The organism is Schlesneria sphaerica (genome assembly GCF_044336245.1).
GTDB classification, from domain to species: Bacteria; Planctomycetota; Planctomycetia; order Planctomycetales; family Planctomycetaceae; genus Schlesneria; species Schlesneria sphaerica.
The window spans coordinates 6,415,460-6,429,621 of sequence record NZ_CP172346.1 but is presented as its reverse complement, the minus strand read 5'-3'; the positions used below and the strand labels follow the sequence as shown (position 1 = coordinate 6,429,621).

General features: G+C 55.1%; 9 protein-coding genes. 2 read left to right on the top strand and 7 right to left on the bottom strand.

Features of this window, described 5'->3' with window-relative positions:
* Positions 1–244 precede the first annotated feature (244 nt).
* Positions 245–1,876, top strand: a complete 1,632-nt coding sequence (locus tag ACGY09_RS23095) for a serine/threonine protein kinase (RefSeq protein ID WP_373652616.1) — start codon at positions 245–247, stop codon at positions 1,874–1,876.
* Positions 1,877–2,128: 252 nt separating this feature from the next.
* Here the strand turns inward: ACGY09_RS23095 and ACGY09_RS23090 are convergent, their stop codons facing one another.
* The gene (locus ACGY09_RS23090) at positions 2,129–2,446 is read right to left on the bottom strand and encodes an HU family DNA-binding protein (protein ID WP_373652617.1); all 318 of its coding nucleotides are present in this window, start codon (positions 2,444–2,446) and stop codon (positions 2,129–2,131) included.
* 398 nt (positions 2,447–2,844) lie between these two features.
* Between ACGY09_RS23090 and ACGY09_RS23085 the strand changes: the two genes are divergently transcribed.
* Positions 2,845–3,546, top strand: coding sequence for a hypothetical protein (locus ACGY09_RS23085; RefSeq protein ID WP_397571902.1), 702 nt, complete (start codon positions 2,845–2,847; stop codon positions 3,544–3,546).
* 465 nt (positions 3,547–4,011) lie between these two features.
* Here the strand turns inward: ACGY09_RS23085 and ACGY09_RS23080 are convergent, their stop codons facing one another.
* From ACGY09_RS23080 to ACGY09_RS23055, 6 genes are all read right to left on the bottom strand, one after another.
* Complete coding sequence (locus tag ACGY09_RS23080) at positions 4,012–4,611, bottom strand: thioredoxin family protein (protein ID WP_397569607.1); 600 nt, start codon at positions 4,609–4,611, stop codon at positions 4,012–4,014.
* A 53-nt stretch (positions 4,612–4,664) separates the two neighbouring features.
* Positions 4,665–5,996, bottom strand: a complete 1,332-nt coding sequence (locus tag ACGY09_RS23075; protein WP_373652619.1) for a hemolysin family protein — start codon at positions 5,994–5,996, stop codon at positions 4,665–4,667.
* Position 5,997: 1 nt separating this feature from the next.
* Positions 5,998–6,528, bottom strand: a complete 531-nt coding sequence (gene ybeY / locus ACGY09_RS23070) for an rRNA maturation RNase YbeY (protein ID WP_397569606.1) — start codon at positions 6,526–6,528, stop codon at positions 5,998–6,000.
* A gap of 109 nt (positions 6,529–6,637) precedes the next feature.
* The gene (locus ACGY09_RS23065) at positions 6,638–8,935 is read right to left on the bottom strand and encodes a GumC family protein (RefSeq protein ID WP_397569605.1); all 2,298 of its coding nucleotides are present in this window, start codon (positions 8,933–8,935) and stop codon (positions 6,638–6,640) included.
* A gap of 173 nt (positions 8,936–9,108) precedes the next feature.
* Positions 9,109–10,299, bottom strand: coding sequence for a polysaccharide biosynthesis/export family protein (locus ACGY09_RS23060; RefSeq protein ID WP_373652622.1), 1,191 nt, complete (start codon positions 10,297–10,299; stop codon positions 9,109–9,111).
* 473 nt (positions 10,300–10,772) lie between these two features.
* A complete protein-coding gene (locus tag ACGY09_RS23055; protein ID WP_373652623.1) occupies positions 10,773–13,826 on the bottom strand; it encodes a hypothetical protein in 3,054 nt (1,017 codons plus the stop codon).
* Positions 13,827–14,162 lie beyond the last annotated feature (336 nt).

The window sequence follows — 14,162 nt, the reverse complement described above, 5'->3', positions numbered from 1 at the left end:
GCAGGGCTGCTCCATCAGAACTTCAGCCAGTATTCCCGCCTGAAACAGTCCGGGTCGATTGCACTCGCACTTCGGTCTGTTGAGAATAGAGAATTGTCGCGCGACACATCCGTCACACTGCGAAGGTTATGATCGACCTCCCAGGATGTCGTGAAGTTGAAACCATGCCGAATTCAGGATTCAAGGATCGTTCGCAGCGTGTTGAGTCACACCACTGCAAGTTGAGAACTGGGGATCGACAGGCATGAGCAAACGGATGATCGGTCCCTTTGAGGTGGGAGATCGGATCGGCGTCGGTGGAATGGGAATCGTCTATCGGGCGATCTATACGAAAAACGGGGCGCGAGTGGCGCTCAAGGTCCTGTCACCTGACGTCGCCAGTTCGGAATCACTGCAGCGGAGATTCGAACGTGAGATCTCGATTCTCAAGAAGCTGCAGCACCCCCACATTGTCCGATACTACGGGGGTGGAAAGTTCGGCAGCCAGCGTTTTTACGCGATGGAACTGGTCGAAGGGGGTTCACTCGAAGATTACCTCAAGAAAAAGAAACGTCTTCCCTGGGAAGAAGCAATCGAATTTGCGATGCAGATTGCCCGCGCGCTGGAACACGCTCACGAAGCCGGAGTCATCCATCGCGATCTGAAGCCGGCCAATCTGCTGATGACCTCGTCCAGCGTGATTAAGTTGACCGACTTCGGGATCGCCCGGGACACGACCGCGACCGCCCTGACAGCAGCGGGTAAGACAGTCGGAACCTATGCCTATATGGCTCCTGAACAGATCCGTGGTAAACCCCCGGTCGACAAGAAAACAGACCTTTATGCTCTCGGCTGCGTGCTGTTTGAAATGATCGCCGGGGAAACTCCGTTCACCAGCGAGAACCAGGGTGAGATGCTGATGCAGCATCTGCAGGAAGACCCACCGCGAATTACGTCACTGGTGGCGGATTGCCCGATCTTTCTGGAAGACCTGATTTTCCGCCTCCTTGAGAAAGACCCTGCCGACCGGGTCTTCGATGCGCTTGCGTTGCAACATGAACTGGACGAAGTCCGGGTGAAGGTGACCCAGCAACGAAGTATGGCGGCAGAGACATTGTCGTCCGGTACCAAAGCCCAGGCCAAAGTTGACGAGCTGAAAACGATCCTCGGCAAGAAAAAGAAGAAGAAAAAGAAAGACCAGAGCCCCTTCTACGAACGGATCTGGTTTCTCAGTCTGGGCCTGGTACTGATCGCCGGGTTCGTGGCCTGGCACTTCGTTCCCGAGGGCGAAGAGAAGCTGATGGCCCGTGCAGAGAAACTGATGCAGTCCGAATTTGCGATGGACTGGCGCGTGGCAAAGGAGACGTGTCTGACACCGCTGCTGGATCGATTCCCGGAAGGCCGGTACGCCGACAAAGCTCATCAGATGATCATCGATATCGACAAATGGACGCTCGACAAAGAGATGCACAGTGCAAAACGGTTGAAGCAGGGGCCCGCTAACGAAGCGGAAAAACAGTTCCTCTCAGCCGAGCACTTCCTGAAGTTCGGCGACCGTATCACCGCCCTGCGAAAATTCCGCAGCATCACTCAGTTCTTTAAGGACAAGGAAGAATACCGCGTCTACGTCCTTCTGGCACAGGACGAGGTCGACAAGCTGATCCAGGCAGGAGGGGCAGACGAAGATTACGTCGCTTACCTGAACAAGAAACTTAAGGACGCGGATGTTCTCTTCAAGAAGGGAAACCTGACTGAATCGGAAGAGATCTGGCAGAACGTCAAGACTCTGTATCGAGACAACGAAGAAGTGCGACAGCAGGTCAGTTACGCCACGAAACGCCTCAACCGCGACGATCCGGGGGTCCCGCCATGGATGGAGACAGAAGAAGTTCAGTGAGCGGGTGGGGGACTTGTCGTGACGTCGACCAGTACGGTTGAGACTTGCTGCTCGTCACCGGGTTTCCCCAGACGCCGCCCCTAAGTTCGCACCTGGTGACTCAGTTCCTCGCTCCGTTACCTCAATCCGCCCTGTGACCTCAAGCGAGACCACAGGTAGAAATTCACACAGGCACCAAAGAGAAGACAGGCAGAGGAATGTCCACTGCCTGTCTTAAATCTGACATTACAGGTGTTCGCGACCCGGGTTCGCTCACGCCATGTCTTTGAGTGCCTTCAGAGCGCGAATTTTCACGACCTTGCGGGCAGGCTTGGCCTTCACGGTCATCATTTCGCCAGGCTTGAAGGGGTTGGCTCGCTGTGTGGCTTTTGTCGCAGGCTTGGTGATGACGTTGATCTTCATCAGACCTGGAACGTTAAAGACCTGAGGACCCTTCTTGCCAATTTCCTTACCAATCAACTCGGTCAGACCCGACAACACGCTGCTGACATCCTTGCGAGCGAGGCCCGTGGACTCAGCCAATGCGTTGATCACATCGGTCTTACTCATTGGCTTTTTGGTCTCTGACATTTCTCTCTCCTCTGGTGCGACAATCCTGTCAGCGAAATCCATTTCCGAAGCGACTTCAATGTCTTTGAGGACGACACGTTCCTCAACGGTTCGTTAGTTAAATCAAGGCGTTTTTCAATGTCAATGAAGTCTCACTGGTTTTCCACCCATGTTTTTTCGAGTTTTTTGAAGATTTACAATACAAATCCCCCAAATTTCCCGAAGAAAAACGCACTTTCAGTCAATTCGTCTTAATCAAATCCCTATTTCACATGCAGTTTTCGTATCGGAATGATCCGAACTTTCCCTGCGTCCGTTGCCAGCTCTGCTGGAATCAGGCGGGGCAGCTGGTTATTCTTCCCGCAGCCACAGTGAAGGATTCGTGACACTTACAAAGCAAGGAGTTTTTAGTGAGCAACATGGCACCAGTCCCGGCGAGTGGTTCGGATAACAAACCGATTATTCTCGTTTCCTATCCCAAGATCATTCTGCTCTACCCGACGTTTTTCGGCTCCATTGTGGCCGCAATTCTAGCCTTTTTCTTCAATCCCCTGCATCAGCATAATCAGACCATCGCAGTGGTCTTCCTGACGCTGATGACCATCAACATGGTCGTTCTCGCCTTCGACTTTCCCCGGACGACCTCGCTGATCGTCTTCTTCGTGCTGGTCAGTCTCGCCATGGGAATACTATTGCTATCAATTTATTTCCCCACGTTACTGCCCGACGTCGCCGCGATGCTGAAGCGAATTAATCCGCGTGCAAATTCCACGTTTTATATCTGTTTCGCCACCATGCTCGGTTTAATCTATATCGGTGTCTTTATTCACATTCGCTTTGATTACTGGGAAGTCAGGCCGAACGAGTTGCTGCACCACCACGGATTCCTCAGCAGCCTTGAACGTTACTCGGCACCCAATCTGCGCATCAGTAAAGAAATCGATGACGTGTTTGAATATATGCTCCTGCGATGCGGTCGCCTGATTCTTCATCCCAGTAATGAACCTCGCGCCTTTGTGCTGGACAATGTACTCGGAATCGATCGCAAGGAAGCTGCCATCACGAAGATGCTCGGCGCTTTACAAGTCCAGATCCGTGACGAACGCTCTGCCTCATTGTGACCCCTCAGAAAGCAGCCGCGTCGCCAGTTACGACAAACGAACGTTGTGTGCCGAACCTGAATAAAAAACACTGCCCGTCCAGTCACTGGCGAGCAGTGTTTTTTGATTGGGCCCTCTAAAAAGCTGCTCAACCTCCCTCAACCTATCGTGGCATGGTGACTCACTACACAATCATCGGCGTACCACCAGAGCCATTTCTCGACGAACCAAACTGTGAGTGGTAGAACGCATTGACCGCACAGCATAACGGGAGGGACTCGGCTTGCTGGCCCGAGTCACCTCCTCGATAACTTTGCACTCAGCACGAAACGGGTTCGCTGCGTACAGAGGCGCTCGGTACGAAGCAGGAAAGCCTGCTGACCACGCTTCCAGCCCCCATTTCCTGCCCTCCAGGAAACTAGAAAGCCCTGTTCTCATCCGAAGGACGGGACAGGGCTTGTCAGCATCTGTGGGGATCGCGCGAGATTAAGATTCGATCGCAGCCACGCCTGTGAAGTACTGCGGCTCACGCCCCGAGATCCATTTGATATTGCAGCCGATGCTGGGCCGCTGTTCTGCCAGAGGTGGATTGCCTGCCAGCAATTGATCGACGGCAGACCGCAGGTCGCTGCCTGTGATAGGCTTACCATTGCCGGGGCGACTGGAGTCGAACTGCCCCCGATAGACCAGCGACTGATTCTGATCAAAAACATAAAAATCGGGTGTGCAGGCAGCCTTGTAGGCGGCCGCTACCTGCTGAGTTTCGTCGTAAAGGTAAGGGAATGTATACCCGGCAGCACGGTGTTCTTCGACCATCTTGGCCGGACTGTCGTCGGGGTGCGAAGAGACATCGTTCGAGCTGATGCCGACGACGGCGATTCCCCGGGGTTGATAGTCTCGAGCAAACTGAGCCAGTCCCGAGCGAAGATGCTTCACGAACGGACAGTGGTTACACATGAAGATGACCACCAGCCCTTTGGCCGATTTGAAGTCTTCGAGCGAGACGACTTTTCCATCAACATTGAGCAGTGAAAAAGCGGGGGCAGGCGTCCCCAACGGAAGCATTGTCGATGCGGTTTTGACCATGAGGTGCTCCTGGCTGTCTGTTATGAGATAGGCGTCGGCGGGATCGCATCAGACTAGTTCGCGTCCGTTTCCTGCCGGCGTTCCGTGCCGTTCGATGACGTCACGTCGCGGTCGATCCGCAATCGTTTCACCACCCTGGCATCGGCATTGATGATCGTGAAAAGAAGTTTTTGCCACCGGAATGACTCGCCCGTCGATGGCATGCTTCCCTTCTGAGCGAACACAAACCCGCCGATCGTGTCGAATTCACCATCCTCGGGCAAATCGAAATCAAAACGACGATTGAGTTCATCCAAACGAACACGGGCCGAAACTTCAACTGACTTCTCGTCCAGTTCCTTGATATCGTCACCAACCTGCTCGTCGTCGTACTCATCGGCAATTTCACCGACGATCTCTTCGAGAATATCTTCCATCGTCACCAGACCGGCCACCCCACCATATTCATCGTGAACGATCGTGATATGAACTTTCTCACGCTTCATCAGTTCCAGCAGTGATGGAATCGCAGTGGTGATCGGGACAAAGACCGGTTCGCGAATGATGTCGCGCAGAACAGGGATCGACTGCCCGGCTCGGGCGGGCTCCAGCGCCTTCAACAAATCTTTGGCGTAAAGAATTCCCAGAACGTCATCGGTCGAGTCCCCGATGACCGGGATGCGGCTATGTCCGGATTCGATCAGTTGCTGACGGGCTTCTTCCAACGTCAGATCGGCGCTCATACAGTCCATTTCGGTTCGAGGGGTGATGATCGCTCCGACATCTTCATCCTGAAGCTGCATCACCCGCTGGATCATCGCCGTAGACCCCGATTCGAGCACCCCTTCGCGTTCCCCTTCCTCAACTACCGAGCGTATCTCTTCTTCGATCTTCGACGAATCATCCGATTCAAGTTCGCTTTGCCCGGCCAGGCGATGGACATACCGGTCCATCTGCAAAGCGATCCACAGCAGGGGGGCGAGAATCGCCTGCAGCCCCTCGATCATCGGCCAGAACCTGCAGAGGTATTCTTCCGACGCCACGCGGGCGATTGTCCACGGCAGAAGGTCCGCTGCGATGAAGGCGAGTACCGCGAAGCCAGCGTACTTCAGCAGGAATTCCAGGGGGCCGCTGTACCATGGGTCTGCGTCACTATACTGGGGCCACCCGATCCAGCAGCACAAGATGGTCGCGAGTCCCAGCGTTGACATCGTCAACATGAACTCCAGGGCAAGCAGCACCTCGCCCTGTTGTTTAAGAATCTTTCCGAACCGCTCTGGTACCCCTCGTTTCGCGCAGAGCATTTCCAGACGACTGTAGGAAAACTCGCGGAGAGCGTCGCATCCGAGGGCGCTCCAGCAGGCGATCGCCATCAGCACGAACACCATTACAGGGAGAATGATCACGTCACGTTTCCAATCCGGTCGGATAGTATTCCCAGAGCGAGAGAATTTCCCGCTCACGAGCTCGCATCACCGGCCGCGACTCGTCAGTCAAATCGTCGTATCCACAAAGATGAAGCAAACCATGAACGACATAGAGTAGCAACTCCGCTTGCAGACTCCATCCATGACCGACCGCTTCGCGACGGGCTGTTTCTAAACTGACGACCAGTTCGCCGTCGAGGAATGTGCTGTCCGGCGAGACATCGAATTCCTCCCCGTCCTCAATGTCGTCCGTGTCCGACTCGTAGAACGGGAATGTTGATTCGTCGTCCGGTGAATTCAGCAAAAAGCTGATGACATCGGTCGGATAATCGTGGTTGAGAAATTCCCGATTCACGCGGTGAATTTCGGCGTCAGTGACAATCGCCAGACTGATCGTGGCCCCCGCAATCCCTTCTTCGACCAGCACGCGACGGATCGCGTCCCGCAGCATCGCCTGATCGACGGGCGAATCGGGGAAGTGATCGTTAATCTCGATTGTATAAGCGGTCATGGGCGATCATTGGGGCACGACTGTCAGCAGTCTCGTTACGGAATCCAGGTCGGGGGTCAGCAAGTAACCTTCGCAGCAAAAGGGGCTTTTTTCAACGCCCCCCGGTCCGTTATGCCGCCAGCCGGATCTGTTCGCGCGTTTCATCTCCGTCCATGTCGTTGTCGTGATCTTCCATCATATCGTCGACTTCAGGCTTTTCGTCGTGGCCGTAGCCATAGCCGTAGCCGTAACCATAGCCGTACTCTGAACCGCTGCTGGTCGCAATATGGTTGGCGACGATCCCCACGACCTGAACGCCTGAGCCGCGGAACGACTCGACGGCGCGAAGGACCAGTTTGCGGCGATTCTTGTCGGGACGAATCACCACCACAGCGCCATCGACCAGTCGACCAATGATTGCCGGATCGGTCACTGCCAGAACCGGCGGGGCGTCGATGAGAATCTGTTCGTAATTGGACTCAGCCCAGGCGATAATGTCGTTGAACCGCTCGCTGGCCAGAAGCTCGGACGGGTTGGCAGGTCGAGGTCCAGACGGCATCACGTCCAGGTTCTCGATCCCCAGATTGAAGATGTTTTCGAGGCAACTTTCCGCGACCGGTTTCGAGTCGCGAAGGATCTGGGACAATCCTCGCGGACCTTTCAGATCCAGCAACTGTGTCATCCCCGGACGACGAAGGTCAGCATCGATCAGCAACGTCTTTTTCTTGGCCTGGGCAAAGGCAACCGCCAGGTTCGCCAGCGTGGTCGTCTTACCGTCCCCAGGCTCGGTACTGGTCATCACCAGTCGCTGGGTGTTTGCCGTCGAGAACGTAATCGAACTTCGCAGCGTTCGGAACGATTCCGATTCCAGACTGTCGGGTCGGGCAAACGTGACGATTCCATCCAGTGCATCGCCCTCCAGCGGTTCCATCTCGCGAATCATCGCCAGGATTGGCAGACCAAGCTGTGCCTGGAGTTCATCCGGTGACCGGAACCGGTCGTCCAGAACATCGCCGACGTAGATAACGCCCAGGCCGGCAATGACACCCAGGAATGTACACAGGAAAACCGTCGTCGAGATCTTCGGAGCCACAGCCCCCAGGATCACTTTTGCAGGCGAGGGGACGCTGATCGTCAGACCCGAATCAGCACCAATGTCAATCTTCTTCATCTGTTCCAGCACGAAGTCGTAGTAGGCACGGGACCGCTTCAATGCCATCTCCACGATATCAATCTGCGCGATCTGACCGTTCAAATTGAGCGCCTGTCGATTGACCGCTTCAAACTCTTCTCGAATTGCAGCTTCGTGAGCACTTGCCTGATAGAGCCGTTGCTTGGCCATTTCGAGCAATTTGGGGGCGAGCTTTTGTTCCCGGGCGTCTCTCATGCTTTCAGACACCACTTCAGCCCGTCCGTCCAGCCATTGTTGCGTCTGTCGGATTCGTTCCTGCAACTGTTTGACCTGAGGGTGCTTGGGACCGTAGATCTGCAGGCGGTTTTCAAGCTCCGCCTTGTCCATCAACAGTTCGTCCTCACGTTTTGCGACGGTGTAGGCGTCATTCGCGCCGATCCCCAGATCCCGCAGAATAAATTCTCGCGAAATGTCACCCGCCACCTGCTGCAGGAACGGCTGGATATCCGTGCCGGTTTCGAGCGCATATTCGACGGATGTCAGCAAAGCACGACATTCCAGTGTCTTCTTTTGAGCTTCGCTGAGCGCGTCATTCAACGTCATCGTCTGTTCGATGATCAAGTGAGTGCTGCGGTCGCCTCCTTGAAAGAGGATTCCGGATTCGCGTTGAAGCGTAAGAAGTTCGGCTTCTTTCTCGCGAAGCGAACTTTCGATCTTGGCCTTTTCCTGATTCAGCAGCGCCAGACTCTCTTTGGCGTTCCCTTTGTGGATTTCCCGCATGTATTCCACGTAAGAACCGACGATGGCGTCCACGACGAACTTGGCCGTCTTGGGGTTCTTGGAAACATAGCGAACCGAGATCAGGTTCGTGAGTCGCGTCGACGAGACCGAGAGGTTCTTTTTCAGTTCGGCCGGCCAGCGAGACTTGGGAATCCCTTTCAGATCGCCGCGATGAGCCGTGGGCAAGCGCGAGATCGCTCCGATCAGTACCCGATCGCTCATCAGAACTTTCTGGTACGTCGGCATGATGTCCTGAATCGAACGCTGGTTCGACTGGTTGCTTCCCTCAAGCACGTTACCTTCCGTCTTGAGCACCATGATTTCCGAAGAGGATTCGTACTTTCTGGTCGCGGTGACATACCACGCGGACCCGATAATTCCTCCCAGAATCGTGCAGACGATCAGGGTAGCGAGCTTGCGCCGTACCACCTGGAGGAAGCGGACCGCTTCGTTAAGCAGGTTTGGACTGGTCGCCGAGGGCTCGGACGATCGTGTCGGACGTTCAATTGTATTCATGCAGCTAGACCAGTGGGAGAAACAAGACCAGCAAGGGGAAACAGCAAAACCGAGCCGGGAACTTCAGCCACTGGCCCCAATCCAGGGCCAGCAGACTGACGTTCGGGGTTCGGTTATTGCGACATCGTGCATCGACAGGATCAATCAGCAAATCAAGGACATTAACTGAACCGTTAGAACAACGGTGTGCCTACCAGTGGGAAGGATCCGCCGATGTTCATACCAACCCGCTTAAACAGATCGAGTGTGAACGTCAGTGGTGTCTGTTCGACGCTCACAACATCACCCGGCTGCAGCCGGATGTTGGCATCAGCTTTCTGCTTTGCGTTCGCAAGTGTGGTTTCAATGATGAAGGTCTGGACGCGGTCCGGATTCTTGGGATCAATCGGCCCCAGGTCACTTCCCGGTTTCCGACGGATCACGTAGACCTTATTCGCCCCCAGCGAGTTCGTACCGCCTGCAAGTGCGATGGCATCCAGAACGCGAACTTCTTCGGCAATCGGGAACTCGAACCGGCCCGCACGCGTCACCAGTCCGGTCACATGCAGCGGTTCGGGATCACGTCGTTCAACGTAGACGACAGCACCGTCTTCAAGCTGGTAGCCATTCGTTCCGTTTTTCGTCGCCGAGACCAGGTCGACCGTGACCGTATCATTGCCCGCACCGGCCAGTTCGATACTGTGCCCTCCGATCGTCCCATCTTCCGAAGTATCGATGTGATTGACCGTCTGCAGACCTTGATCGGAAAGGCCAGCGAACTTGCCTCCCGCCTCACCGAACGGACTGCCCGGATTACGAATAACGACCTGAGTTCCCGCAGTTTCATCCAGACCATCCGCTTCGCTGATCGCCGCGAGCAAATCAGATTGTCCCCGCGGCAGATGATAGGTAGAAGGCTTTTTAACGGCTCCCATCACGACAATCCGGTTAGTCCGCTGACTTTTCATCGTCATCGTCACATTCGGATTTCGATAGAGACCTTGTTCGATGCATTCATAGACGATTGCCGCTTCGGCCGCTTCCAGCTTCAGACCAGCCAGTTTGACCCGTCCAATTTCGGGAATGTTGGCATAACCGTCTTCTTCAATTCGCAGCGGAATCCGGGTGGTGTCTTTTTCGTTCAGGCCTGCGGCAATCACGACCTCCACCACATCGCCCCGGTCCAGCACATCAGACTTTCTGGCAGTACTTGCCAGTCGGCTCAGATCCACGGTTTGCGGGTTCTCGCGTGCTCCGGCGATTAAGTCGGGTGGCAAGTCTTTGGTCGTATACTTTTCACCCTTAATCGTCGCACAACCCAGACTCGTCAGAGTAAGAATCACCGTGAAAAGTAATCCGATCGAAAGTCTCTTCAGTGGAGACATGGACTGTTCCTTCACGCCTGGCAGACACGGATTGATCTGCCTCGCAGGCAGGCCCCTCAACAACAAAACGTCAGTACAGCCGCGCACGAGGAACGGTCCACGAGACGACGTTGACTCAGGCGATTTTGCCAGCGGAGTCACTGTTGATGTACATCCAATTGAGGGACTGAGAGATGGGAAAAGGACCGGCCGAGTCAATGGGAAGGCCAAGTCGCGCGGAATCTAGGCGAATACAAAATTAGCGTCAATACGAGTCAGCCCGTTCAATAGTCGATCACCCCCCAATATCCTCTGCGGGATTCATAATCCCTTTCGTTTCGTCTTGCAGCGGCAGAAACTGCCGACCATCCAGCGACAAAATTGGTCGGAATCTCCCCTCATACAAGCCACAACGAGGAGTGAGAGTTCGGCGCAATGACATGCGAATCGGGGCCGGTGGGACAGAGAGCCCCAGGACGGGTCAAGCAGCGAAATCAGTAAGGCTGGGCAGCCCCCTGCAACGAGCCAAGCTGCGTTGACGAGATTGTCTTGTTGCCGAATCGAGGTTCGACGGAAAGCCCGATACCGACGTTGTTCTTACTGACGTCGACGTTCGCTCCCATATGGATGAGCAACCACTCGCCGATTCGGGTCAGTGTAAAGCCCTGACCACGGCTCATCCCTTCGCCCAGGTCGAATGCGGTTGTGGCCGTCGACACCCATTTCGGACTGAGCACGTAACTATACGTGGCTGTGGCGATCTGACTGTCGAGGGTCCCCCCCTTAACCTGCCGCAGACCAAGATAGATGCTGCCGCGAAGACTGCGCTGACTGAGAACACCCAGACTCCATAACTGCTGCCCTTCCGGGAAGAAGTCATACAGGCTGCTCGCCAGAATCGAAGTCCGGTCACCGACGTGCCACGCATATCGGGAACTGACCAGACCGATTGTCTCTCCAAAGTTGTCTCGATCAGCATCCGGGAAGATCGACGCACCAAGGTCCAGTGTCATCCAGTCTTTGATTCGTTGATGCTCTGGTGGTCCGACCTTCGTTTGCCAGCGCTGATTCCAGTTCAGGCGCACGACCTGCTGCGAGTCGACCAGTTCGCTGTAGGGTGCCGTGACCGTTGACCCGGCCCCCTGACGGACAGCGTAGAACCGTGGATCAAACTGCACAGGCAGTACACCACCGAAGGTATTCGTAACAAATCGCATCCGGAATCGTTCTTGCGCGTTGTCGTCGAATTCGTTCCACTGTGCGATGTTGTTCAGTGCCTGGTTTGAACTGGCAAATCCATACTCAGCCGCCACCAGTGACTTGTGTGCGATTCCATTCAGATTGAAGATGTCACTCTGAATGCCGGGCATAATCCGCTGGAACGAAATACTGCCCCGCAGACCCGCTCGACCATACAGACGACTGACCGAATCGCCGTTGAAGCTATCACCCCAGAACGCAGCTTCACCCAGGACGAATGGTGCCAGCCGCAGGGCTCCCAGACTGAAGGGGAGTTCCAGTTGATGGCGAGTCTGGGCAACAACACCTTGCCCGTTGATCATCCAGGGAAGGGGGGTGGCGACATCGTTCGGATCGGTCGGCGCTGCAGCCAGATTCGAAATTCCGTAGCCTGCCGAAGAGTGGCTGCTGTAGTTCAGCATTTCATTGAGCAGCGGTTCACCCAGGAAGTAAAGGTCTGCCTTAGGTAACCACTGCGTATTGTTTTCATAGTCATTCAACTGCGGACGACCGATGAGTGATCCACCGATATTATCGCTGAACCGCTGCTTAATCAGCAGTTTCGACTCGAGATCCTTCTTTGTATCGAAGTCCCTCTCGCGGAATGATTCGCGGAAGTTTCGGTCAGAGACGTCCGACAGCTCGCCAAAAATTGTGGTCCCGGACGGGGTGAAATCATGCCGGTGTTCCCACTGGAACAGGTAACGATTCTGGGTCGCGGGGATTAGAGCGCGACGATCGAAACCGAGGTTATCCAAGCCACCGTCATTGACGTACAGACCAAACAGAGAACCGGCATACGGGTTGCCGTACGCGTCCGACCCCTGATAGGTCCCCAGCGTCCCAACGCCCGGACCTCGCATGCTGTAGTAGTCTGCCAGCAGGCTCAATTTTGTCTGCGGATTTTCAGGCCGTGGAATACCGAACAGCGAGAACGCATCCCAGGTGGTCTTTACCTGGGTTCCGAACACGCGGTCGACACCAAATGTGACCCCCTGAATAGGAATCGTCGCCGTGATGTCTTCAGCGGGGACGGTCACCTGGGGAGCGGTAAACAGCGGGAACTGATCGACCAGAAACTGTGAATTGAGGGCAGTGACCCAGTAGTAGTCTTCGGGAACAAGTGCTCCGGTCCGAGGATCAACACGCGGAGGTTTGTTTGTGAACAGGCCGTGATCGCGATTCTCGACGAAGATGTCACTGGCCTGCACCCGGTAACCGGGAACGCCGTACTGACTGGTTGTAATCCAGGCATTCTGGGCGTGGTAATTCTTCATCGAGTTCTGACGAATTCGCTCTGCCCGCATCCGGATCGTGCTGTCGAGCTGCGTGATATACGTTTCCAGTTCAGCATCGATGACCAGAGCTCGATTCTCACTCGCGTCGTAGTAGGCGCGGGACGCCCGGATCACGTTACTCAGGTTGCGCACGGTGTCGTGCTGACGGATAACGATGTTTCCTTCCAGATAGACCTGGTACTTCTGTTCGGGTCGCTGAATCTTGTCCGTACTGAAACTGTCAGTCCAGATCACGACTCGATCAGCGGTGAGGTCGACAATTCCAATGTCATATCCGATTTCATCCCCTACACCTTCGATCAGAATATTCACCCCACCTGTGATGCGGGTGATCTGTTCTTCGGGTGTGGTGTCGGTCGACGGGTCACTATCAATATTGAAGGGAGAACTCAGGCTGCGCGGTGAGACGCGAATTCGACGCATCGCACCGGGGTTCTGCAAACTCACCGACTGCCAGGTGGGATCGAAGATTTCAGGAGCGGGTACGGTCAATTGAGTCTGACGCAGACTGCTGCGCGAGGCCCCCGTCTTTCGCTCTACAGCTCGTTTGAACAGCGGGTCATCACGGCCGGGACTGTCGATCCCCCGCCCGCGGACCTTCAACGTGATTCCCCGCTTGGCATCGATGTCGAGCCAGCAGGACTGATCCGTGCGCGAACTATTCGGCTCGTCAATGCGGACGTCCCCTTCCAGGTAGACCGTCAGCCGCTCGATGACTCCCGGCGAATCCTCCGATTCATGAGCCCAGACAACCATGCTGTCAGAGGTGTAGGTTGTTTCACCTTGCTCGATGCGGCACAAGCCACGGAACAGTGCGATCGTACCAAGCTCTTCCCGCCACTCCTGGCTCCACTCAGCCGAAATCCGAATGGGTGAGGTCGGACTTCCAACAAACGTTTCGTCCGACGCACCGCGCATGGGGGCGCGCGTCAGCGTGACTGCAACCGTGAACAACACGATTGACGTCGCTAACAACCAACCGGTCGTGAACTGGTGGTTTTTGCCCGACACGGGCGCTCCCAATCTGAAGTGTTTGACAGAAACGAATCGAATAACGAGTTGGAGTTTTGATCAGCACGAATTTGATCAGCACGAAACAGTGCTGAAATTCGAAGGATTCGGCCCACGAAGGGAGGCGGAGTATAAGTCGGACCTGAAAACCGGTCAATTTGGCTTCGGGCAGACCTGATGGGGGCATTTCCACACGCCACACGCAAACATCAATCGAAACGCAAGCAATTTTGTGGAAACAACTTAGAACAGAGTCATTTCGTGAAAAAGCAGTTAACGAAGGGTCCAGACAGGCCCGTTGCAGCGCTGCCGGCGGCTGAGAATATTGTCGACGCA

Bases quoted from the DNA above. Each gene is read 5' to 3' on its own strand.
- ACGY09_RS23095 (WP_373652616.1), top strand. From the start codon at position 245: ATGAGCAAACGGATGATCGGTCCCTTTGAGGTGGGAGATCGGATCGGC.
- ACGY09_RS23090 (WP_373652617.1), bottom strand. From the start codon at position 2,446: ATGTCAGAGACCAAAAAGCCAATGAGTAAGACCGATGTGATCAACGCA.
- ACGY09_RS23085 (WP_397571902.1), top strand. From the start codon at position 2,845: ATGGCACCAGTCCCGGCGAGTGGTTCGGATAACAAACCGATTATTCTC.
- ACGY09_RS23080 (WP_397569607.1), bottom strand. From the start codon at position 4,611: ATGGTCAAAACCGCATCGACAATGCTTCCGTTGGGGACGCCTGCCCCC.
- ybeY (WP_397569606.1), bottom strand. From the start codon at position 6,528: ATGACCGCTTATACAATCGAGATTAACGATCACTTCCCCGATTCGCCC.
- ACGY09_RS23065 (WP_397569605.1), bottom strand. From the start codon at position 8,935: ATGAATACAATTGAACGTCCGACACGATCGTCCGAGCCCTCGGCGACC.
- ACGY09_RS23060 (WP_373652622.1), bottom strand. From the start codon at position 10,299: ATGTCTCCACTGAAGAGACTTTCGATCGGATTACTTTTCACGGTGATT.